25 protein-coding genes and 2 tRNA genes are annotated in these 21,493 nt (G+C 34.1%); 14 read left to right on the plus strand and 13 right to left on the minus strand.

The annotated features are described in order from the left end of the window. Positions 1-36: 36 nt before the first annotated feature. The 3 genes from X926_RS05015 to X926_RS05025 form a co-directional block, all read right to left on the minus strand. Positions 37-885 (minus strand): methyl-accepting chemotaxis protein, encoded by an 849-nt coding sequence (locus X926_RS05015; RefSeq protein WP_103065275.1) that lies wholly within the window; start codon positions 883-885, stop codon positions 37-39. Next, the gene (locus tag X926_RS05020; RefSeq protein WP_012208528.1) at positions 882-1,655 is read right to left on the minus strand and encodes an MBL fold metallo-hydrolase; all 774 of its coding nucleotides are present in this window, start codon (positions 1,653-1,655) and stop codon (positions 882-884) included. Before X926_RS05020 ends, X926_RS05015 begins: the two co-directional genes overlap by 4 nt. Before the next feature lie 103 nt (positions 1,656-1,758). Beyond that, complete coding sequence (locus X926_RS05025; RefSeq protein ID WP_012208529.1) at positions 1,759-2,853, minus strand: BMP family protein; 1,095 nt, start codon at positions 2,851-2,853, stop codon at positions 1,759-1,761. 145 nt (positions 2,854-2,998) lie between these two features. On the opposite strand from X926_RS05025, the gene X926_RS05030 reads away from it, so the two are divergent. After that, positions 2,999-3,070: transfer RNA gene (locus X926_RS05030), tRNA-Arg, on the plus strand. 5 nt (positions 3,071-3,075) lie between these two features. Here X926_RS05030 and X926_RS05035 read toward each other — a convergent pair. The 4 genes from X926_RS05035 to X926_RS05050 are packed head-to-tail and all read right to left on the minus strand — an operon-like array spanning position 3,076 to position 4,588. Continuing rightward, complete coding sequence (locus tag X926_RS05035) at positions 3,076-3,414, minus strand: YraN family protein (RefSeq protein ID WP_158245201.1); 339 nt, start codon at positions 3,412-3,414, stop codon at positions 3,076-3,078. A gap of 1 nt (position 3,415) precedes the next feature. Next, positions 3,416-3,718 (minus strand): Asp-tRNA(Asn)/Glu-tRNA(Gln) amidotransferase subunit GatC, encoded by a 303-nt coding sequence (gatC, locus tag X926_RS05040; protein ID WP_103065277.1) that lies wholly within the window; start codon positions 3,716-3,718, stop codon positions 3,416-3,418. A gap of 17 nt (positions 3,719-3,735) precedes the next feature. Beyond that, a complete protein-coding gene (locus tag X926_RS05045; protein WP_012208532.1) occupies positions 3,736-4,125 on the minus strand; it encodes a hypothetical protein in 390 nt (129 codons plus the stop codon). A gap of 10 nt (positions 4,126-4,135) precedes the next feature. Beyond that, on the minus strand, positions 4,136-4,588 hold the full coding sequence (locus X926_RS05050; RefSeq protein ID WP_012208533.1) for a hypothetical protein: 453 nt from the start codon (positions 4,586-4,588) through the stop codon (positions 4,136-4,138). 194 nt (positions 4,589-4,782) lie between these two features. Between X926_RS05050 and X926_RS05055 the strand changes: the two genes are divergently transcribed. The 12 genes from X926_RS05055 to X926_RS05110 all read left to right on the plus strand — a co-directional run bounded on the left by X926_RS05055 (position 4,783) and on the right by X926_RS05110 (position 13,065). Then, a complete protein-coding gene (locus X926_RS05055) occupies positions 4,783-5,490 on the plus strand; it encodes a hypothetical protein (protein ID WP_103065278.1) in 708 nt (235 codons plus the stop codon). A gap of 20 nt (positions 5,491-5,510) precedes the next feature. After that, positions 5,511-6,167, plus strand: a complete 657-nt coding sequence (locus X926_RS05060) for an N-glycosylase/DNA lyase (protein ID WP_103065279.1) — start codon at positions 5,511-5,513, stop codon at positions 6,165-6,167. 108 nt (positions 6,168-6,275) lie between these two features. Continuing rightward, the gene (locus X926_RS05065; protein WP_041534044.1) at positions 6,276-6,512 is read left to right on the plus strand and encodes an FmdB family zinc ribbon protein; all 237 of its coding nucleotides are present in this window, start codon (positions 6,276-6,278) and stop codon (positions 6,510-6,512) included. Between the two features lie 39 nt (positions 6,513-6,551). Further along, positions 6,552-6,627: transfer RNA gene (locus X926_RS05070), tRNA-Lys, on the plus strand. A 197-nt stretch (positions 6,628-6,824) separates the two neighbouring features. Beyond that, positions 6,825-7,352 (plus strand): translation initiation factor IF-3, encoded by a 528-nt coding sequence (gene infC, locus X926_RS05075; protein ID WP_103065280.1) that lies wholly within the window; start codon positions 6,825-6,827, stop codon positions 7,350-7,352. 38 nt (positions 7,353-7,390) lie between these two features. Further along, positions 7,391-7,588 (plus strand): 50S ribosomal protein L35, encoded by a 198-nt coding sequence (rpmI, locus tag X926_RS05080; RefSeq protein WP_041534045.1) that lies wholly within the window; start codon positions 7,391-7,393, stop codon positions 7,586-7,588. A gap of 45 nt (positions 7,589-7,633) precedes the next feature. Further along, on the plus strand, positions 7,634-7,999 hold the full coding sequence (gene rplT / locus X926_RS05085; RefSeq protein ID WP_012208539.1) for a 50S ribosomal protein L20: 366 nt from the start codon (positions 7,634-7,636) through the stop codon (positions 7,997-7,999). 190 nt (positions 8,000-8,189) lie between these two features. Next, entirely contained in the window at positions 8,190-8,795 is a 606-nt protein-coding gene (cysC, locus tag X926_RS05090; protein WP_103065281.1) for an adenylyl-sulfate kinase, read from the plus strand. Positions 8,796-8,899: 104 nt separating this feature from the next. Beyond that, positions 8,900-10,054: a sulfate adenylyltransferase gene (gene sat, locus X926_RS05095; protein ID WP_103065282.1), complete on the plus strand. Its 1,155-nt coding sequence runs from the start codon at positions 8,900-8,902 to the stop codon at positions 10,052-10,054. Positions 10,055-10,337: 283 nt separating this feature from the next. Further along, a complete protein-coding gene (locus tag X926_RS05100; RefSeq protein ID WP_012208542.1) occupies positions 10,338-10,607 on the plus strand; it encodes a metal-sensing transcriptional repressor in 270 nt (89 codons plus the stop codon). A 17-nt stretch (positions 10,608-10,624) separates the two neighbouring features. Further along, entirely contained in the window at positions 10,625-12,844 is a 2,220-nt protein-coding gene (locus X926_RS05105) for a cation-translocating P-type ATPase (protein WP_103065283.1), read from the plus strand. Between the two features lie 11 nt (positions 12,845-12,855). Beyond that, positions 12,856-13,065, plus strand: a complete 210-nt coding sequence (locus tag X926_RS05110; protein ID WP_012208544.1) for a heavy-metal-associated domain-containing protein — start codon at positions 12,856-12,858, stop codon at positions 13,063-13,065. Positions 13,066-13,164: 99 nt separating this feature from the next. Here X926_RS05110 and X926_RS05115 read toward each other — a convergent pair whose 3' ends face one another. The 6 genes from X926_RS05115 to X926_RS05135 all read right to left on the minus strand — a co-directional run bounded on the left by X926_RS05115 (position 13,165) and on the right by X926_RS05135 (position 18,202). Beyond that, complete coding sequence (locus tag X926_RS05115) at positions 13,165-14,109, minus strand: diacylglycerol kinase family protein (RefSeq protein WP_103065284.1); 945 nt, start codon at positions 14,107-14,109, stop codon at positions 13,165-13,167. Positions 14,110-14,151: 42 nt separating this feature from the next. Then, the gene (locus X926_RS10235; protein WP_199171180.1) at positions 14,152-14,487 is read right to left on the minus strand and encodes a hypothetical protein; all 336 of its coding nucleotides are present in this window, start codon (positions 14,485-14,487) and stop codon (positions 14,152-14,154) included. A gap of 224 nt (positions 14,488-14,711) precedes the next feature. Continuing rightward, positions 14,712-14,915, minus strand: a complete 204-nt coding sequence (locus X926_RS10240) for a hypothetical protein (protein WP_041534047.1) — start codon at positions 14,913-14,915, stop codon at positions 14,712-14,714. A 149-nt stretch (positions 14,916-15,064) separates the two neighbouring features. Then, positions 15,065-15,904, minus strand: a complete 840-nt coding sequence (locus X926_RS05125) for a carbohydrate ABC transporter permease (protein ID WP_103065285.1) — start codon at positions 15,902-15,904, stop codon at positions 15,065-15,067. Positions 15,905-15,920: 16 nt separating this feature from the next. Beyond that, positions 15,921-16,793, minus strand: coding sequence for a carbohydrate ABC transporter permease (locus X926_RS05130; protein WP_103065286.1), 873 nt, complete (start codon positions 16,791-16,793; stop codon positions 15,921-15,923). A gap of 95 nt (positions 16,794-16,888) precedes the next feature. After that, positions 16,889-18,202: an ABC transporter substrate-binding protein gene (locus X926_RS05135; protein WP_103065287.1), complete on the minus strand. Its 1,314-nt coding sequence runs from the start codon at positions 18,200-18,202 to the stop codon at positions 16,889-16,891. Positions 18,203-18,420: 218 nt separating this feature from the next. Between X926_RS05135 and X926_RS05140 the strand changes: the two genes are divergently transcribed. Next, positions 18,421-21,489, plus strand: coding sequence for an alpha-mannosidase (locus tag X926_RS05140; protein WP_103065288.1), 3,069 nt, complete (start codon positions 18,421-18,423; stop codon positions 21,487-21,489). Positions 21,490-21,493 lie beyond the last annotated feature (4 nt).

Raw genomic sequence — 21,493 nt, forward strand, 5'->3', positions numbered from 1 at the left:
AGCACATTTCCCTCTTTTAGGAGATTAGCTTGCTTTTTAAATTTCAATTTCTTTCAATTTATTTTGCATTTGCAATACAGTTTCTAAGACTTTTCCTAATGTATGTATATTGTCCACAAGTTCTTCTATATTTTCTTTTGAGGCGAGCAAGTTGTTGGTGTTTTCTTTAAGTTCTTCTTTTCCCGAAACCAAATTTTGAGTTAATTCATCCATGAAGGCTAAATTTCCATTTAACGTAACAAGAGCTGCTTCAATAGAATCGGTTATGGTTGAAAATATTGCTTCTAAGTTGTTTATTATTCCTTTGACTTCTAGTACCTGATTTGATAGGTTAACGATTCTTTCAGAAATTTTATTTGATGCGATGTTAGTTTCTGACGATAATTTTTTAATTTCTTCGGCTACTACTGCAAATCCTCTGCCGGCTTCTTTTGCTCTTGCGGCTTCTATCGAAGCGTTTATCGAAAGTATGTTAGTTTGTTTGGCAACGTTTTTTATAACATTTGTGAGTTCTTCTATTTCTTGAAAATTATCCATCAAATGCGATACACTTTCTAGTGATTTTTCTACATCTTTTCCTACTTCATCAAAATCCTTCCCAAATTTCTTTAATTTGGAGATGATTTCTTCATTATTAGCAGAAATCCTTTTTTTCTCTTCTTCTCCATTTTCTACTGTTTTTTCAATTACATTTGAAGTGCTCTCTATACTTTCTATGAGTTCAACAAGGGTTTCTCCAACTATATTAGTTGAATCGTTAACTCTCTCAAACCTCTCTCCCAATACTTCCTGGAGTTTTTCGATGAAAGAAACGAGAAGATTTTCATGGTACACACTTTTTGCTAATCCTTTTATGGTATCAGTATAATTCTCCTTTTCACTCATTTTGCCCCAACCCTATAGATGGTATCTATTAAATCTATTCCACATTCTAAAGATTCAAACCAATTTAAAAATTCTTTAAATTCAGGCTTTTTATATATTGCCCCATGCTGTGGCACCATCTGTTCAACATCCAACTTTTTAACTGTGTCAACCCATTTTTTGCAGACTTTGTTCGACGCCATATACCTCTTGTGAAATCCTTCTATGTATTTTATATGTTCTGAGAAATTTTCCACAAAAACCTTATCTTTCCCTTCAGGGAAAACAGATACACCTATATCCCCTGAAAAAAGTATTTTAGAAATCGGATCGTAGAGGTTGAAATTTCCCGTTGAATGTAAGAAATGTGCGGGAATTATTTGTAATTCAGCCCCATCTTTAAATTTTATCTTTCCTCCAGAATCTTCTATCAAAACCATCCTGGATTTTTCAAAAACTCCAAAGTGAGGTAAAAATCGCTCCCATAATTTAGATATATAAAACTTAGTTTCCAATATACTGTCCCACAAAGTTATTCCCGATGATACGTCGGGATCTTGATGGGAATAGAACACATGTTTGATCTTACCCAGGTCAAGAAATTCAACGACGCTTGCAAGAACGCGTGGAAATACATGTACTCCTCCTGGATCGAGTAATACACCTTCGTCATTGTGAACAATTAGATACTGATTAGTCGGAATACCTTCAACGCTTTTTCTTTCCGATCCTAAAAAAACGAATTTGTGTTTCCCATTGTCAAACAGGGTTATGATATTTTCGTTATCCATATTATTGTCCTCCTTCTAGAGCAATTTTAATGACTTTTGAAATTTCAAAAGAATATATATAGCGCCCCTTTGCTTCGCTCCCAGCCCCATCTATATGAGTTTATTAAAATGGAAAATTTATATTACTAACATCAAAAGAGCCTAATTCTGCCTCATTTTTGGGAATATTAACTTCTCCGTCTTTCACCAATTTTTCCAAAAAGACTAATTCTGCAACGACTTCATTTGGGACCATTCCTTTCGTATATTTCATGAGGGAGATACCCATACCTTCTTCTTCTATTCCTAGAACGTGATGACCGGAATTGAAATTTCTATCGTACAATGCAGACCTGATCCCTTCGAATGCAGCAACATCAACCTTTTTTCTTGAACTAGTTAAAACATATCCTGGAGCCATATAATCTTGGTCCATATCGTATCCGATTACGAAATATCCTCGTCCTTTTTCAAAGTATTTGTCGATAATTTGATTTAAAGGGGCATTATCAGGTAGGCCATAAAATGATGAACCCACTTCTTTGGCAGCGTCTATAACAGCTGCGGTAGTTACCCCTGTGAAGACAATATCCGCTCCATGATTGTAATGAGAAAGAGCAATTTGTTTAGTTTTGGAGGAATCCGTAAAACTACCAACGTAACCTGTAATTACCGTTACGTTTTCCCCTTTAATTTGATTAAAGGCTTCAACGCCTGCACGATACCCAATTTCGTACCTTTTAACAGGAGGAATTTCTAAACCGCCAATAAAACCCACTTCATTGGTTTTTGTCATGGAAGCCGCCAAATATCCAAGTAAAAATCCACCTTCTTCTTCTTTAAAAGTATAAAGAGCTAAATTAGAAGGAATTACCTGATTAGGAGATGGTTCTATATCTATTCCTATGAAAAATGTATCAGGATACTGCATGGCGAAATTGAATAAAACATCTGCCATCATAAATCCTACCCCTATTACTACATCTCCATTCTGGGCAGCATTTGTAAGATTCGGAACGTAATCAGTCTGTTCTTTTGATATGAGGATTTCTGCTTCAATACCTGGAAGTTGTTCGACAGCCATTTGGACACCAGCCCAGGTACCATCGTTGAAAGATTTATCCCCTAGTCCCCCTGCATCCGTCACCATTATAACCTTTAATCCAAACATGTTCACTACCATGATAACTGCTAACATAAGAACCAAAAGTTTTTTCATGCTTTTAACCCCCAATATAGTATTTTACTGTTTCTACCAACTTTAAAACTTGCTATTGTTCCTTTCAAGTAATTACAACCCTTAGTATCCTTCATCGATTGACAGCAGTCAAATTTTCTGCTATAATATTTTTTGTCTTTAGTAAGCCCCTGTAGTTCAACGGATAGAACGGTGGATTCCTAATCCGCAAATGAAGGTTCGACTCCTTCCAGGGGCACTTTTTTATAGCCTTTGAGCTGGGTAATAATTTATTAATCCATCGTTGGTGATAGAAATTACATCAATTTGAACTTCATCAAATTCTAGGTGTTGATGAGTAGCTATGAAATAATTACCAACTTTCATTATTTTTTTTAATTTTTTAGAATTTACCCTGAAGGCAGGGTCACCAAAAGTTTCTTTCCCACCTTTTACTTCTACAAGATGCAGTATTTTGTTTTTTAAAGCTATTATGTCTATTTCACCATGTCTGTAGGAAAAATTCCTTGCAATTATTTGATAATCCCTATTCAAAAAGTACGCAACGGCTTTGTCTTCGTAGACTTTTCCTTTTGTATTCAAATTATTCTTCCTCGTTAACATGTATACCAGGAACTGCGAGAAAACCATCTTTATTTTCTGGAAAGTTGTTTATTATTTTTTTTCTGCTTTCAAAGCTTTCTACTTCGTCTTTTCTTAAAATGGAAGTCGAGAATTCGACTGGGGAGATCATTTCTTCAACCCCGTCAACGTCTATTTTGTCTAATATTTTTTGATACTCTAGTAAAGCGTTTAGATCTTTCTTTATCCTTTCTTCTTCACTTGGACTAAGTTCTATATTAGACAGTTTTTTTAACTTCTTTATTAATTCGGTATTTATTTCCATGAGTTAATGCTCCTTTCTTAATTCAAACCTAAAATGAGCTTTACTTTCCCACTTTCTATCTCAAGTTTCTCTATACTTACATTTTTGCTAATAGGGTTCTCGGGGATGTTGATAATAATGGTCTTGTCGTTTAATTTAACAAATTTTGGAAGTTCTTCTTCCTTAATCATTTTTGTGGGGAGATTATGAAAAAACTCATATCTTCCTGTTAACGCTTTTGGATATGTCTTTAATTTTAAATAGTATTTAAACATCAACACCTTGAATCTAATTTCGTTATCACTGAACTCTATATTTGATACGTGATCAAATATTCTTTTCAGAAAGTGAAATTTACTGTTTTCTAAAATTTTTATCAAAAATTCTTTGGCTGCCTCTTCATCTATTTCTATCAATATTTCTTTCATTACTCACCGCCTATTTTTTGAATTCAAGAAGTAATTCAAACTTTCCGTCTTGCAGAATGAATCTAGAAATTTTTAAAGATTTTAACATGGTATCAACAAAAGGATTTATTTTTACTTTATTAAAATCTATCAAAATCTCATAATCTTTGGAAGAAACCGCTTCGCTGAATTCTGAAAGTATATAAAATACACCTTCTAAAATCTTTCTGACACCTTCATCACCACTCAAGGACAAGCGCAACTTTCCGTTTTCTAAATCTTCTGGTTTTTCTAAAATCTTGATCAAAGATTCCACTTTTGAATCTTTCCCCAAAAAATTGACCTCCATTTGAAAACTTATTCCATCTTCCCTCAGCTTTACATTCAAATTTTTTAGGCCTTGCACTTGGGTATTTTCTTCGATAACTTTGTCTATTAAACCGTTTATAAATTCTTCATCAACCTCGATTCTTAAACTTCCCAATTTAATTCCTCCTTCTAACTTTTAATTTTTTTGTACCCTAGAAATCTTTATCACTCTTCACTTCGTTCAAGAGAGTTAAAACCTTTTTAAAATTATACCATAAAATTGATTTTGCCAATCAAAAATATGTGATACAATTAGTTGGTTTAAGATTTTAAAAATACTAATTTAATTATAAAAGGGGTGAAATTGATATGGTAACTCCAGATTTTATCAATACCGAAGCTTTCACAAATCTTTATTTATTGTTAGTTAATTCAGTCTATATTTTGTTGCCTTTATCCCTAATACTTTTACTCTTTTCAAAGATTTCTTTCAAAGTTACTATTTTTCTTTTGGGTGTATATGCATCCTATTCCATAGTGATACCTTATCTGCTCAAAGTCCCCTTAATTAATAATTTTGTTCTAACGTTTGGTGATTACAGCTTTTTTATTTATTTGATATTCAGTTTGATCTTTGGATTTGTATTTTATCATTTAGTTAATGTAGCCTTTGTGGTTGGTGGTTTCCTTTTAGGCGGACTAGTTGGTTACTCAATAGGAACTTTTATAATTTCTTCCAATGGAGAGTGGATGAATAATCTACCTTTTTCCATTTCTTACATTCCTTGGATAATTTTTGCTATCTTAGGCGTGATTATTGCCATCATCTTTTCAAAGAATTATCAGTCAATCATCTCAATCATTTCAGTGATATTTGGGAGTTTTATACTATCTTTTTACACCATCTATTTGTTGGAAAAACACACATCCATTACCATCGGAAATAATTCTTTGCTAAGTGGATGGGAACAACTAAGCCAGCCGGAGTTTTTTGGAATCTTTATTTCTCTTATAATTTATATGATCTTAGGTTTCTACTTAATCGTAAGATCCAACAGAAAAAAAGCTAATAATTGATACAATCTTGGAGGAATAAGATGATCCATTCTAACATAACAAACTCTTTAGATATTTTGGTCAATAAAATAGAAGATGTGAAACTTGCAATTAAGGATGAAGTTGAAAGAAGGTTTGAAGAGTTTAGGGATATTGGAAAAAATGGCGATGAATTGGACTTATTCAGTGAGTTATCTTTTTGTGTATTAACGGCAAATTGGAGGGCAAAGGGTGGCATAAAAGCGCAAAAATTAATCACAAAAGAGGGATTCGCTCAATATAACGAAGAGCAATTAATATTAAAATTAAGAGAAGTTGGACATAGGTTCCCAAACACCAGATCAAAATATATAGTCGAAAATAGATGGATAATTGGAAGTTTGAAAAACTTACTTCAAAAAGATATTTCAGAAAGCAGAAGGTTTTTAGTCGAAAATATAAAAGGTATAGGCTGGAAAGAAGCCAGCCATTTTTTAAGAAACGTTGGAATAGAAGACGTCGCTATATTAGATAAGCACATACTGAAAATCATGAAGAATTATAATCTCGTGAAAGAAGTCCCCAAACCTTCTTGGACGGAGAAAAAGTATACTGATCTGGAAAATCAACTGAGAGTTTTATCAAAGATGGTTGAAGAACCATTAGGGAAATTAGATCTTTATCTATGGTACATGGAAACGGGCCAAATTGACAAATAAAAAAACTATTAACATATATAACATATTAAATTTCACATAAATTTGATAGGCTACTTTTTGGTTATTTGTGATTTTTTATCAAAAAATACAAAAGGGGGAAAGATAAAATTGCCTCTATATAGATACAAGTGCAAAAATTGTGGTTATGAGTTCACTATTTTGCATTCTATGAATGAAACACCTGAAGTTAAATGTGAACTATGTGGTTCAAAAGCTGAAAAGATAATTGGTAATGTTGGTATTTCTTTCAAAGGTGAAGGTTTCTATATTACCGACTCAAGAAAATCCAAATCAAAATCTTCTTCATCTACGTCAAGTAAGGAATCAGATCAAGTCGCTTCTTGACAAACAAATTGAGTTAAGGTATAATTAAAAAGTGGTATAGGGCCATTAGCTCAGCTGGTAGAGCGACTGACTCTTAATCAGTAGGTCGTGGGTTCGAAACCCGCATGGCCCACCAGAATTTAATAATATATAAAAGGTAAAGAGGAAGTCGCCCGCAGTTAACTTCCCACCCCGGGGAATAATCAAAAACCGTCAGGGGTACGCATGTTGAAAAAAATGACTCTTTGATTAGGAAAAGAGAGTTATTTGTGTTTAAGAAGAAATGGGTGACGATCCGTCACCCATTTTTTATATGTTAAATAAGGAAGGTGATTGTGTATAAGCGATAAAGTCGCTAAAAATAATGAGATCAAAGCTAGAAAAGTTCTGGTAATAGATCAAGAGGGGAACAAACTCGGAGAGATGCCGACAAAAGAAGCGTTAAAATTAGCCGAACAATCAGGAGTAGACTTGGTTTTAGTAGCCCCTGAAGCTAAACCTCCAGTTGCCAGAATGATGGATTATGGTAAATATATCTACGAAAAAGAGAAAAAGGAAAAATTAGCTAAGAAAAAGCAAAAAAAACAAGTTCTTAAAGAGATGAAATTTAGACTCAGAATCGATGATCATGATTTCAACACCAAATTGAAAAAGATAAGGGAATTTTTAGAAGATGGCTATAAAGTAAGAGTAGTAATTATGTTCTTAGGCAGAGATATACTTTTTAAAGAAAAAGGTAAGGAAATACTTGACAAAGTGGTATCTCAAACATCCGATATAGCAAAAGTTTCCAGAGGAGCAAAATTATTGGGTAAAGATATGGATATTATTTTAGAACCAATCAATGAGGAGAAAAAATAAGTAATCTATATATACTCTAAAAATTGGGAGGAATCAAGATGCCTAAATTAAAGACAAAAGGTTCTGCGAAAAAAAGGTTCAAGGTCACAAAAAACGGAAAAATTCTTCGACATAGAAGTAACGTAGGACATAATACGGGTTTCAAAAATAGCAGTCATATGAGAAGGCTAAAAAAAGAGGTAGAAGTACCGAAGGAAATAGTAGATAAAGTTGAAAAATCACTTGGTCTAAAATGATGATTTGAAATCAAACTTAATTTAAGTTAAAGGAGTGTATAGGAGATGAGAATTAAAAGATCTGTTACTTCTCACAAAAAAAAGAAAAAATATATAAAAGCGGCAAAAGGCTACTCGGGAGCAGTAGGTAGACGTTATTCATTGGCAAAACAACAATACTACAAATCCGGAAAATATTCTTATGCAGGTAGAAAAAACAAAAAAAGAGACTACAGAAATCTTTGGATAACAAGAATCAACGCCGCTGCAAGAGCACAAGGATTGAAGTATAATGAGTTAATTCATGGTTTAAAATTGGCTAATGTTGACATAAACAGAAAAATGCTTTCTGAACTTGCCGTAAACGATCCAGATGGATTCAACGAATACGTGAATATTGCTAAGCAATCTCTAGCTGAAAGCGTACAATAACTACAAAAGGGCGAATATACTCGCCCTTATTTTTTTATCTACAGTCACTTTTGCTTTCCTTTTTAACCTAATCCCCGCATATGTTCTAATACCTTAACTTGACTGAGCCCTCTGATTAGAGTATAATCTTCTTGGCAGAGTACTTTTGTTAAGATTTATATTATGGATAAGGCTTTTGGGAGGTATAAAAGTGGAGAGAAAAAAGAGTGAAAATGTAGTATGGCATGCTGGAAAGGTAAAAAAAGAAGACAGAGAAAAACTTTTAGGACAAAAGGGAGTAATCCTTTGGTTTACGGGGTTATCTGGATCTGGAAAATCGACTATAGCACATGATTTGGAAGAAAGATTGTTGAAAATGGGAAAGTTGTCGTATGTTTTGGATGGAGACAACATTAGACACGGTTTAAATGGTGATTTAGGATTCTCCCCAGAAGATAGGGAGGAAAATATTAGAAGGATAGGAGAAGTTGCAAAGTTATTCTCAGATCTTGGGATAATTACAATGACAGCCTTCATTTCCCCATACAAAAAAGATAGGCAGAGGGTAAGAGAGCTAGTAAAAGACGGGGAATTCATAGAGATATACGTAAAATGCCCACTTGATGAATTAAAAAACAGAGACCCAAAGGGTATGTACGAAAAGGCAATAAAGGGAGAAATAAAAAATTTCACAGGGGTTTCAGCTCCCTACGAAGAGCCTGAGAATCCTGAGTTAATTTTGAACACCGATGTAGAAAGCATAGAAGAATCGGTTGAAAAAGTCATTGAATATTTAAAAAACAACAATATTATCTGATTGCAGCCTTGTGCAAAAATTAAAGTACCTTTTATCCTTAAGGGTGGGGAGCGGGGTGAAAGGGCGCTAAAACAGTTTTATGAATAAAACGGAGGTCTAAAAAAATGATTGAGCCACACGGTGGAAAATTGGTCAACAAAATAGCTACTGAAGAAGAAAAAAAAGAATGGTTAAAAAGGTCGAAAGAGTTAAAAAGTATAAGTGTTACTTATTTTGATCTATCTGAATTAGAAAACATTGCAACTGGACTATTCAGCCCTTTAGAAGGGTTTATGACAAAAGAAGATTACGATTCTGTTTTAAACAGTATGAGATTATCTAACGGAACGGTATGGTCTATTCCAATAATTCTATCGGTAAAAAAAGAGATTGCAGACGAATTAAAAGTGGGAGAAGATGTATTGATAAAGAACCAAGAAGATTCAAAAGAGTACGCTATACTACATCTTCAAGAAAAGTTTGAAAGAAGAAAAGAAGAAGAGGCGTTGAAGGTTTACAAAACCCAAGACAAAGCTCATCCTGGGGTGAAGTTTTTATACGAGCAAGGAGAAATAGCATTAGGTGGGGAGATTACCTTACTCAACAGGATAGAGCACGAAAACTTTCAAGAGTTCAGATTCGACCCAAAAGATACAAGAAAGATATTCTCTGAAAAAGGTTGGAAAACGATAGTAGCCTTTCAAACGAGAAATCCCATACACAGGGCACACGAGTATTTACAAAAAACAGCGCTTGAAATCGTCGATGGTTTGTTCTTAAACCCGTTGGTGGGAAAAACAAAAGATGAAGACATTCCTTCTGATGTGAGGATGAAATCCTACGAAGTTATATTGGACAAGTATTACCCAAAAGAAAGGGTATTTTTAGGGGTATTCCCTGTTAACATGAGATACGCCGGACCAAAAGAAGCGATCTTTCATGCGATATGTAGAAAGAACTATGGATGTACACATTTTATTGTAGGAAGAGACCATGCAGGTGTTGGAAATTACTACGGAACTTACGAAGCTCAAGAGATATTTGACCAGTTTAAACCCGAAGAGATAGGGATAGTACCACTAAAATTCGAACATGCATTTTATTGCAAAAAATGTGAAAACATGGCAACGGCAAAAACATGTCCACACGGAAAAGAAGACCATGTGTTCCTCAGTGGGACAAAGGTAAGGGAGATGCTTTCAAAAGGAGAAAAACCACCAAAAGAGTTCACAAGAGCCGAAGTTGCAGAAATACTAATGGAATACTATATGAACAAATGATTTAGTTAATTTTTAGATAACACATTGGATTGTTGGAAAATATACAAGGCGTCTGCATAAGGCGTCTTTTTTATTTTACAAAACAATACTTAGGCTTTTTACCAAAAAATCAATTTTGTGGGATTATATCACTAACTTCAGAGTTACTTACTCGCAAGTTACTAACTCGTGAGTAAGTAACTGGGTTTATTGTTTTGACAATCCATATTAATTTGATCGTAACAAAAATAGTTTATAATTTTTTTACCCTCCCCTGGTGGGATGGATAAAAGGAGGCGATTTTATGAAACATGAAAAGGCTCTTAGAAAACTTAAAACAGCGCGTGGACAGATTGATGCAGCTATAAAAATGATTGAAGAAGAAAGATACTGTATTGATATATCTAAGCAACTGTTAGCCACAATTTCTCTTTTAAAAAATGCACACTCTGAAATATTGAAAAAACATATAGAAACATGCGTGAAAGACGCAACGTCTTCTAAAGATCCCGAAGAAATCAATGTAAAATTAGAAGAACTTGAAGAGGTTTTTGATTATCTCAAAAAAACTTAGAAAAGGTGGTGTACTATATGAGTGAAGTCAAAGAAAAACCGATAGAATCTACAAATTCTCAAGAAAAATTTGCCGCAAATAATAAAGTATCTTTTAGCGTTCAAGGGATGACATGTGCTACATGTGTAAAAAACGTAGAATGGGCGCTTAAAAAATTAGATGGGGTAAAATATGTCTCAGTCAATTTAGCCACAGAAAAAGCTATAGTAATATCACAAGAAGCAATACCGATGAACGAAATCAAAAAGGCTGTAGCAGATGTTGGATACAAGGTCTCTGAGGAAATGCCCACCGAGGATCTGATAGAAAAAAGATTCAAAGAATCACGCAAAGATATGTATATTTCATTAGCCATTACTATACCTCTTATGGTTGTTATGATTTTAAGTATGAGCGGGGTACATGTTCCTTTTATGCTATTGATTGAGTTAATTGGCGGTGCAGCCACAATCTTCATACCAGGTAGAAAAACTTTAAAAAGTGCCTGGATCGCTTTATCTCATCTTCACACAAATATGGATACATTAGTTTCTCTTGGAGCTATCTCCGCTTGGGCAACAACAATTTTAGCAATTGTAGGATTGAATATTCTTTCTTTTGGTACTATCGCATCTATGCTAATTACACTGAATCTGGTGGGTAGATACATCGAAGCAAGGATGAAACATAGTGCTTCAAGAGAAATAAAACTCCTTCTATCCATGAAAGTCGACAAAGCTAATGTTATTACTGATGACGGAGTGGTTGAATTACCCATAGAGACCGTCAAAATAGGTGATTTAATACTGGTGAGACAAGGTGAAAAAATACCTTTAGATGGTACTATCGTAGAAGGGCAAGCTTCCATAAACGAGTCTATGATAAGCGGTGAACCATTACCCCTATTAAAAAGCGAGAAGGATCCCGTAGTAAGTGGAACGATAGTTGAATCAGGTCTCTTAAAAATAAAAGTAGAAAAAGTCGGAGAAGACACATTCCTAAATCAAATGATCAAACTTGTAGAAGAAGCTTCATCCTCTAAAGTACCTATTCAAGCTCTGGCTGACAGAATAACTTTGTATTTTATCCCGACGGTTTTTTCGTTAGCTGTCTTAAGTGGTATGATTTGGTTTTTCCAATATGAAACATTCCAACCTTTTTTGATTAACGCTTCAAAAGTCATTCCTTGGGTTCTTACAGATGCTGGTCCGCTATCTACGGCAATTTTCTCGTTTGTTGCCACACTTGTTATAGCGTGCCCATGTGCACTTGGCTTAGCAACACCTATGGCTCTTGTGGCTGCCAGTTCTGTATCTGCCAAAAAAGGATTGATAATAAAAAATGGAGAAGCCATCCAAACGGCTAAAGATATAGACACAATTCTCATGGACAAAACTGGAACCTTAACTAAAGGGCAACCTTCAGTTATTGAACACAATTTAGATGATGAAACATTTTTGATCATTTCAGAAATAGAGAAAAATTCTACTCACCCATTGGCTAAAGCCATAGTCGAATACGCACATGAGCATATTAAAAATCAGAACGTTGAAATTGAAGAAATAGAGGAAATAACAGGCAAAGGAATCGTTGGGACATACAAAAACAATGAATACTATATAGGTAAACCACGTGATCCAAAACCATATCAAGCATTTATGGAAAACGCAGAGACGGTAATAGAGGTAAGTAAAAATGAAAAAATTGTTGGCTACATAAGAATCGCAGACGAGATTAAAAGTGATGCAGTAGAAGCTATAAAACAATTAAAAGAAATGGGAATGGAACCCATAATGGTAACAGGCGACAACGAAAACACCGCCAGAGCCGTTGCTAAAAAGGTTGGAATTGATAAGGTATTTGCAAATATATCACCCCAAAATAAAGTAGAAATAGTCAGAAAATATCAGATAGAAGGGAAAAAGGTAGGCATGATAGGCGATGGAATAAACGATGCCGCAGCATTAAAATCATCTGATATGGGTATTGCAATAGGTAACGGAACAGATTTGGCAATAGAATCTGCGGATGTAATAATAAGTCAAGGCGAAATTTCAAAAGTTATAGATGCCATAAATATATCAGAAATAACCTTTAAAAAAATCAAACAAAACTTATTCTGGGCTTTCTTCTACAACATTATCGCGATACCTTTGGCAATGATCGGCATCCTTCACCCAGCAATAGCAGAGGTCGCTATGTTATTTAGTTCCATAAACGTGATTTACAATTCAAGCAGAATCACAAAAAAACTATAGGAGGTTAAACAATGAAATACGTATTTGATGTTCCAGATATGTCTTGTGAACATTGCAAGATGAATATTGAAAGGCAATTAAAATCTTCAGGTATTGTGCAAAATTTCAACGTTGATTTAGAAAACAAAAAAGTAGAAGTTGAAACATTGCAAGAACCAGAAAAAATAGAAAACTTACTGGATGAAATAGGTTATCCCCCAAAATTGGTAAGCCAGGAATAATTTTTCAAAAAGCAGGGGCACTTGTTGCTCCTGTTTATATTATTAATTGATTAAATTTTTTTCTTTTACTTTCATATTTATTAGCAGCAAGCAGATCCATTAATGTTCTATTGATAGCCCACTTAAAACCTTAAGTCTTTGAGGGAGAGTTTCAAAATACAAAGGAGAATGGCCCAAAGATTCACCATCCGTTTCTAAATACAGCTTTTCTTTGGATGTAATTTCTATCGATTTTCCTCTAAAGGTTTTCACAGCTTCATGATTTATAAATGAGCCATCATATATTTTCCTTAGATTTGCTAAAATTGTACCAACAGATATCTTATCAATGACGGTTACATCGAAAAGTCCATCATCGTATTTTGCCTTCGGTGTAAACATCATTCCTCCCCCACTGTATCTACAAATCCCAACATTCAAGGTTAAAGCTTGATTTGCATACACCTTTTCTCCATCAATTTTGATTTCAACATAAGGATCCTTGAAGGAAATTAAAGTGCTTAATAAATTTAAAGAATAAGAAAGCTTGCCAAACAATCTTTTTTTACTTTTATTAGCCTTATAGGTGACTTCTGCATCAAAACCCATCCCTGCAACATTCACAAAATATCTTGTTTTTTCAACACCTGTTTGAATATAACTAACCTTACCAACATCTTGTAATATGAAATTGTCTTTACGTAAATTGCTTACCGCCTCTTCATAATTAGCAGGTATACCGACGCTTTTTCCCCAATCGTTACCAGAGCCAGAACCTATAGAACCAACTGATATTTCGATTGGATCGATAATATCCTGCGACATTATTGCGTTAACTATTTCGTTTACCGTTCCATCTCCACCAACAGAAATTAATTTTTTATACCCTTTTTTGATCCCTTCCATTGCCAAATTAAAACCATCGTAAGGCTTCTGGGTAAATAAATAATCAAAGGATATCTTTTTCTTTTCCAAAATAGGATAGATATTTTTTGTCCATACTTTTAGGGCTTTACCCCCACCTGCTACCGGATTAACTATGAACAGTATTTTATCTTGTTCCACAAGGGTAGATCTCCTTTTTCATTTTAATATCTAACTAATTTACTACACTTGACCAACTGATTCAAGAAAATCGATTAAAAATCCTTTTATTATGGAGGAAGAATAAGACAATACACTCAGCGTTTCTTCCTTAAGTTTTGACAATTTTCCTTCTTCACCCATCTTTCTAATTTGTTCAATAGTTACATAATCATTTAAACTTTCCCCAAACTGGGCTTTGATTTCTGAATGAAACAAAGAAAACCTACTAAGAGAAAAGTCCATTATCTCTTGAACATAGTCTTCGTAATTATCAAAAAAGGTAGGTTTGGCACCCAAAATAACTTCTTTCGCCGCATTATCAGAATAATACAAAAGATATACTAAATAATCGTCCATAAAATAGTGTGCATTGTTAAGTTTCCTTGATATGTCCTTGTTAAAAGCTGCTCCTATGATTTCAAAAAATGAACCGGGGGCATTGTGATAAGGTTGTGAAAGATCTTCGATATAATGAAGCGCACGAGCTAAAAATCTATAACCCCAATATTCGTCATTTTTTTCAAAAGCTTGTTTGGATAATTCTACAAAGTAGAGAAATGATTTGTCGCCTTCGAAAACCTTTAAAAATCCAATTCGGTTAAACTAAGATATTCTAAATTGTATTGCCTTTCTTCCTCGTATGAATATTCTGTAATAAAAACCTTTTTATCAATATTCGGTAAATCTTGAATTATATAATAAGTCATCGCCTCATGCCCACTCCAAGGGAACAGTGTAGTAGACATAAAAACAATAAAAAGTAAATACAATATGGATTTTTTCATGGACAAAATCACCTTTTTATAAAATCCTTCAATTCCTTTAATTCTTTTAAAATTTTACCATAAAATGATCTTAACAAGAAAGCAAATCAAAAAAACCCCATTTGGGGTTTTGTTGGTTAAATAATTATTTAATTTTGTTAAAACCTACTTCATTCTTTAAGCCCACTATTTACCAAACTTTTTACAAACAAATCTTGAAGTAGAAAAAATATTATAAGGGTAGGTAAAGCAACTAACAGTGTCCCTGCCATTATCACTCCCCAATTGTTACTGGACTCTCCTGAGATCATCATCTTTACGCCAACCTGTACCGTCCTCATGTCATCTTGCATGGTAACTATCAAAGGCCAAAGATACATATTCCATGCATAAACAAAATTAATAATAGCCGCCCCAGCGATTATTGGCCCAGACAAAGGTACAAGCACCTTGAAAAAATATTGCATAGCTGAAGCACCATCTATTTTTGCTGCATCCTCTAAAGAGCGAGGAATCGTCATAAAATGTTGCCTAAATAGGAATGTATTGGTTGCTGAAGCGGTAAAAGGTATTATCAACGCCCAGTAGGTGTTAACCCAACCCAGATTTGACATCAGCATAAACAAAGGTAAAATCATAACCGTTTCGGCAGGCAAAAATAAAGTTACAAAGAGGGTGGAAAACAATATGTTCTTTCCTTTAAATCGAAAAGAAGAAAAGGCATAAGCAGCCAATGTTCCTGTTATTAACTTTCCTAATGTTGTAAATGAAGCCACCAGCAAAGAATTAAACAACATTCTACCCATTGGAACGAGGTCCATCGCCGCTATGTAATTTTTAAAATTGATACTTGAAGGAAAAAACTTAGGTGGATAAGAGAAAACCTCCGTTGGTTCCATAAAGCTCATGGAAATTGCAAGTATGAAAGGTAAAAACATGAAAAAAGATACAATTATTAAACCTAATTCCGCAAAAATATAATTAACTTTTTCTCTGGTAGATTTCCTCATTATTGCTTGACTCCCTTCATTGATAATGAACCCTTTTCTCACCAAATCTAAAATAAAGAAAGGTGATAATTGACATAATAATAAATAAGATAACACTCTCAGCAGCTGCTAAACTTGTTTTTTGGAAAAAGAATGCGTCTTGATATAGTTTGTAAATTAAGGTTGTAGTACTTCCTAAGGGTCCCCCTCTTGTCATAATGTCAATGATCCCAAACGACTCAAACATTCCATTGGTGATGTTCATAATAACTAAGTAAAATGTAATGGGAGAAAGCATAGGAAATTTTATTTTCCACATCCTTTGCCATACGTTTGCCCCATCAATAAGAGAACTCTCTATTATTGATTCCGATATGGACTGTAACCCCGCAAGATAGAAAATAATTGAAAAAGGCAGCATCTTCCAAACACTGGAAACTATAACAGAAATTAACGCATATGGCACTTGATTTAACCAATTAATACTTTCTCCTGTGATTCTTGACAGAATATAATTCACATGCCCTGCAACCGGATTCAACATAAAGGTCCACAGTGCACCTCCGATAGTAAAGGAAATAACATAAGGAACAAAAATTAAAGTTCTATAAATTTTCATCCCAAAGACCTTATTATCTAATAATTGTGCGATCAGGTAGCCTAAAATAATGACTATTATTACCGTTGTAACTATATATATGATTGTGATCTTTAATGCATCCCAATATGCCTCATTCTCAAAAAGTTTAATGTAGTTATCTAAACCTGCAAATATTCTCTTATCGCCAAATGGTGATATTTTGTAAAAACTCATTAGAAAGGAGTTAATTGCAGGCCAATATATAAAAAGGGCAATAATTATTAGTGTCGGTGCAAGCAAAAGATAAGGTGTATATTTTCCCCACTTCATATTTTATTTCCTCCCAAAAAACCAAGGAAGAAAATTCTTCCTTGGATTAACAACATTTGAAATTCTAGACTTATATTAGAGATTCATTTAATAGATTATTGATAGAATTCGTTATATTCTTGGATTAATTCTGTTACTCTACTTTCAGCCCAGCTCAGTGCCTCTTCAGGTGTCATTTGTCCATCAACCATTCTTTCATACGCTATTTCTATAGTTTCTCGAGTTTCAGGGAACACTCCAATAACTGCTCCAGCGGAGTTAAAATTCCTTTTCGCTAGCAATAGTTGTAACAACGAAGTGAAGTAATTTGGATTTTCAGCATAAAACCCTTCATAGTGCAACCTTTGAATAGCATCTTTTCTAACTGGGAAATACCCTGTACCTTGGTGCCAGCTTATCTGTTGATCTTCACGATTGACAAATTTCATAAATTCCCAGGCAGCTTTTGTTTCTTCATCTGGGTGTCCTGCTATCAACCATAAGCTAGCTCCACCAATAATTGGCCCTCCGCTGACACTTATATCTGGAACTGGCAAAAATGCTGTACCTAACTCGTAGCCATTACTCTTTAATCCCTCTTGAAATATCTTTACATCAGATGTTGAAAAGAAATTCATAGCTGCTCTGCCGGAAACGAAATTTTGTCCGGCAGCGTCCCAATCTTCCCTAGCTGTGTTAAGAATTAAACCTTCTTTGTTCAACTGATCAAACAGTTCAAATATTTTTAAACCTGCTTCGTTATTGAAAACAGCCTCTGTTGCTCTGGCGGTTCTTCCGTTATCGTTGTTAACAAGTGGCGCATCGGCGGCAGCCATAAGTTGTTCAATTACCCATGAATGGGTAGGCCAAGTTAATCCATATTGAACAGTATTTCCTCTTGAATCTTTCTTTGTTAAAATTCTTGAATATTCTAAAAGTTCCTCGTAGGTTTGAGGAGGTCTATTTGGATCTAAACCGGCTTCTTCAAAGAGTGTTTTGTTGTAATACAACAAGGCGGTAGATGAATTGAAAGGCATGGAATACAACTTCCCATCAACTGTGTAATAATTTAATATTGGTTCCAACAAAACCCCTACATCATAAGAATCATCTTGATCAAGTAAATCTTGGACAGGAACTATGACACCGCTGTCTATCATCAATCTTGTACCTATTTCGTAAATCTGTACTATGTGAGGTGCATTCCCGGATTGTACCCCTGCAATAAGCTTATTCAACGTCTCAGGATAACTTCCTGAATATTGCGCATTTACTTTTATATCCGGATAAGCTTCTTCAAAATCACTCACAATATCTTCAATCAAAGCTATCCTGTCTCCACTCATTGCATGCCAAAACTCTATGGTTACAGGGAAAGACAAAACGCTTAACAAAGAAACCATAAATAAAAACATAACCGTCCTTTTCACAAAACTCACCTCCAATAAATTTTTGAAACTATTTAAAGACTTTACTCAGCATCTTCTTGTATTTCAATAGTACTTTATTTTTATTTGTGAAATATAAGGAAATATAAAGTTTTATTAAAACTAAATATTTCCAAAGTTCTTTTCTTGTTTTTTACTATCTTATCTATTAAGTTGTGTTATCATTAATTGGATTGCTATCTAGGAGGTCGAAATAAAACATGTTAGAAGACATAACCAAGAAAAAGTTAGAGAACGGATTAAGAGAAGTTAAAAAATCACAAACACTTAGTATTCTCCAAATTTTGCAAATGGATTACTTTGAAGACAAAGAAAGAAGATTCAAGCCTGAATTCAACAATTCAACAAACTGGAAAAAGATAGAAAAAGAGGAAAAGTGGGGAGGGTACGATAAGGTATTTTGGTTTAGAAAAAATATCGAAGTGCCTGAAAGTATTGGTGAAGAAAGTCTATTTTTGAGGATTTCTTTGGAAAAAGATGGCGATTTGGACGTTATTCCCGATTATCCTGAATCTTTACTTTTTGTAAATGGTCAGTTCGTTCAAGGAATAGACAAATACCATAAAGAGGCTATAATATCGCCAAAGATTGTACAAGGAAATGTATTGAGGATATACTTAAGGTCATGGACTGGCTTGAGAGGGGAATTAAATTACACATTTTCAGGTTTGGAGCTTTACAAAATAGATAAATATTCACAAAAGTACTATTTCTTAGCAAAGAATGTTCTTGACACAATCGATCAACTAAGTCAAAACGATATTGTAAGAGTAAAATTATTCAATATTTTAAACGAGTCTTACAAAAGAATCAATTTTATAAAACCTCGATCCAAAGAATACTATGAATCAATAAAAGACAGTTATAGTTTTTTGCAAGAAGAATTGAAAAAAATGAGAAATTTTAAGCTGGATTCTCCGAAAGTTGTTTTGACAGGACATTCTCATATAGATATGGCATGGCTTTGGACAGTTTTACACACAAGAGAAAAAGCACAAAGAACCTTTTCGACGGTTCTCAATCTGATGCAAGAGTATCCAGAATATATATTTATGCACTCTTCTCCGGCATTGTACAAGTTCTTAAAAAACGATTACCCTGAGTTGTATGAAAAAGTAAAGCAAAAAATTAAAGAAGGCAGATGGGAAGCAACTGGTGGTATGTGGATAGAATCGGATTCTAATATTTCTCCAGGTGAGTTTTTGATAAGACAGATACTATTTGGGAAAAGGTTCTTAAAAGAAGAGTTTGGAATAGATTCTAAAGTTGTATGGTTGCCAGATGCATTTGGTTACACATACGCCCTTCCTCAGATAATAAAGAAAAGTGGAATGAAGTACTTCGCTACAACCAAAATAAGCTGGAATGAGATCAACAAATTCCCGTACGATACTTTTTGGTGGAAAGGCATCGATGGGACCAAAATCTTATCCCATTTTATTACAACGCCTGATAAAAACAATTACTTTTATACCTACAACGGCATGGTGGAGCCTTTCACGATAAGGGGGATATGGGATAATTACAAACAAAAAGATATAAACGATGAATTAATTCTTGTCTTCGGTTGGGGAGATGGAGGAGGAGGCCCAACATATGAAATGTTAGAAAATTATCAAGCAATAAAAGAAATCCCAGGTTTACCCCAAGTGGATATGGGAAGAGTAGAAGACTATTTTGCGAAATTGGAAGAAAGAATAAGAGATAAAAATGTCCCAGTTTGGGATGATGAGCTGTACTTCGAATTACATCGAGGTACGTATACTTCACAAGCTTTTGTGAAAAGGGAAAACAGAAAATCAGAAGTATTGTACCATAACGCAGAGTTATTAAATTCTATGGCTTTGAAATTATTAGAAGATTTCGAATATCCTAAAAATTCTCTAAATGAAGGATGGGAACTATTATTATTAAATCAATTCCACGATATTTTACCAGGTTCCTCAATAAGAGAGGTTTATGAAGATGCAAGAAGAGATTTTGAAAAGATAAAGGGGATAGCTAACAAAGAGATCGAAAGGGCTATTTCTATGATTTCAAAGGAAATAAAAAGCGAAGAAGACAGTTTGGTATTATTCAACACCACCTCCTTTGAAAGGGACGAGATTGTAGAGTTAGAAAACGGTAAAAAAACGTTGGTTAGAGGAATACCCCCTTTTGGCTATAAAAGTATTAAAATATCCAATTTGGAGCAGAAGCAAATTGATGAAAAAATGATCGTAAAAGAAGATTACATTGAAAACAGATACTATATAATCGAATTCAATGAAAAAGGGCAGCTTAAAAGATTATACGATAAAGAAAATAAAAGGGAAGTACTGGAAGAGGGGAAATTGGGAAACGTGCTACAAACCTTCGAAGATAAACCTTACTTTTTTGACGCATGGGATATTTCTCCTTATTTCAACGAAAAGATGAAAGAGGTTACTGATTTAATCGAAGTAAAAGTAGAGGAAGAGACTCCTTTAAAAGGTGTTTTAAAATTCTCATGGAGGTTTTATGACTCAACTATCGAACAAAGAGTCATTGTGTACAACCACATAAGAAGAATCGATTTTGATACACATGTTGACTGGAAAGAGAAACAAGTTTTATTAAAAACAGCTTTTCCTGTTAATATAAGAAGCACGAAAGCCACCTACAACATACAATTTGGAAACATAGAAAGAAGTACAACCAACAACACAAGTTGGGATATAGCAAAATTTGAAGTCCCAGCACAAAAATGGGCAGATCTTTCAGAAGCAAACTATGGAGTTTCCATACTAAATGATTGTAAACATGGGTACGATATAAAAGAAAACGTTATGAGACTCACTCTTCTAAGATCCCCAATCGAACCCGATGAAACGGCTGATAGAACGGATCACACATTCATTTATTCTCTTCTACCACACGCTGGAACATGGAGAGATTCACAAGTAATACAAGAAGCCTACAAATTGAATTATTCTGTAATAGTTAAAAAGATAAGAAAAAACGAAGAAGGAAACCTCCCTGACAATTTCTCTTTTATCAAGGTCAACGATTTTGATGTGGTAATTGAAACCATAAAAAAAGCGGAAGATGATGACTCTATACTAATTAGACTTTTCGAAGATAAAGGCAGTCGAAAAAAGGAAGTGGAAATAGAATTTTTTAGAAGTTTAAAAAAAGTGGTTGAATGTAATTTAATTGAAGAAGAGGAAAAAGAAATTGCATTTAAAGATAATAAAATCGTATTCAGTATAACACCATACGAAATAAAAACCTTTAAAGTGTGGTTTTAATTCA

This window comes from Petrotoga sp. HWHPT.55.6.3 (assembly GCF_002895495.1).
GTDB lineage: Bacteria > Thermotogota > Thermotogae > Petrotogales > Petrotogaceae > Petrotoga > Petrotoga mobilis.

Excerpts from the sequence above, each read along its gene's own strand:
- X926_RS05045 (WP_012208532.1), bottom strand. The coding sequence starts at position 4,125 with ATGAAAGAAATATTGATAGAAATAGATGAAGAGGCAGCCAAAGAATTT.
- rpmI (WP_041534045.1), top strand. The coding sequence starts at position 7,391 with ATGCCTAAATTAAAGACAAAAGGTTCTGCGAAAAAAAGGTTCAAGGTC.
- X926_RS05125 (WP_103065285.1), bottom strand. The coding sequence starts at position 15,904 with ATGAGGAAATCTACCAGAGAAAAAGTTAATTATATTTTTGCGGAATTA.
- X926_RS05055 (WP_103065278.1), top strand. The coding sequence starts at position 4,783 with ATGGTAACTCCAGATTTTATCAATACCGAAGCTTTCACAAATCTTTAT.
- X926_RS05110 (WP_012208544.1), top strand. The coding sequence starts at position 12,856 with ATGAAATACGTATTTGATGTTCCAGATATGTCTTGTGAACATTGCAAG.
- X926_RS05020 (WP_012208528.1), bottom strand. The coding sequence starts at position 1,655 with ATGGATAACGAAAATATCATAACCCTGTTTGACAATGGGAAACACAAA.
- X926_RS05130 (WP_103065286.1), bottom strand. The coding sequence starts at position 16,793 with ATGAAGTGGGGAAAATATACACCTTATCTTTTGCTTGCACCGACACTA.
- X926_RS05025 (WP_012208529.1), bottom strand. The coding sequence starts at position 2,853 with ATGAAAAAACTTTTGGTTCTTATGTTAGCAGTTATCATGGTAGTGAAC.
- X926_RS05015 (WP_103065275.1), bottom strand. The coding sequence starts at position 885 with ATGAGTGAAAAGGAGAATTATACTGATACCATAAAAGGATTAGCAAAA.
- sat (WP_103065282.1), top strand. The coding sequence starts at position 8,900 with ATGATTGAGCCACACGGTGGAAAATTGGTCAACAAAATAGCTACTGAA.
- rplT (WP_012208539.1), top strand. The coding sequence starts at position 7,634 with ATGAGAATTAAAAGATCTGTTACTTCTCACAAAAAAAAGAAAAAATAT.
- X926_RS05100 (WP_012208542.1), top strand. The coding sequence starts at position 10,338 with ATGAAACATGAAAAGGCTCTTAGAAAACTTAAAACAGCGCGTGGACAG.
- X926_RS10235 (WP_199171180.1), bottom strand. The coding sequence starts at position 14,487 with ATGGACGATTATTTAGTATATCTTTTGTATTATTCTGATAATGCGGCG.
- X926_RS05105 (WP_103065283.1), top strand. The coding sequence starts at position 10,625 with ATGAGTGAAGTCAAAGAAAAACCGATAGAATCTACAAATTCTCAAGAA.
- gatC (WP_103065277.1), bottom strand. The coding sequence starts at position 3,718 with ATGGAAATAAATACCGAATTAATAAAGAAGTTAAAAAAACTGTCTAAT.
- X926_RS10240 (WP_041534047.1), bottom strand. The coding sequence starts at position 14,915 with ATGAAAAAATCCATATTGTATTTACTTTTTATTGTTTTTATGTCTACT.
- X926_RS05140 (WP_103065288.1), top strand. The coding sequence starts at position 18,421 with ATGTTAGAAGACATAACCAAGAAAAAGTTAGAGAACGGATTAAGAGAA.
- X926_RS05060 (WP_103065279.1), top strand. The coding sequence starts at position 5,511 with ATGATCCATTCTAACATAACAAACTCTTTAGATATTTTGGTCAATAAA.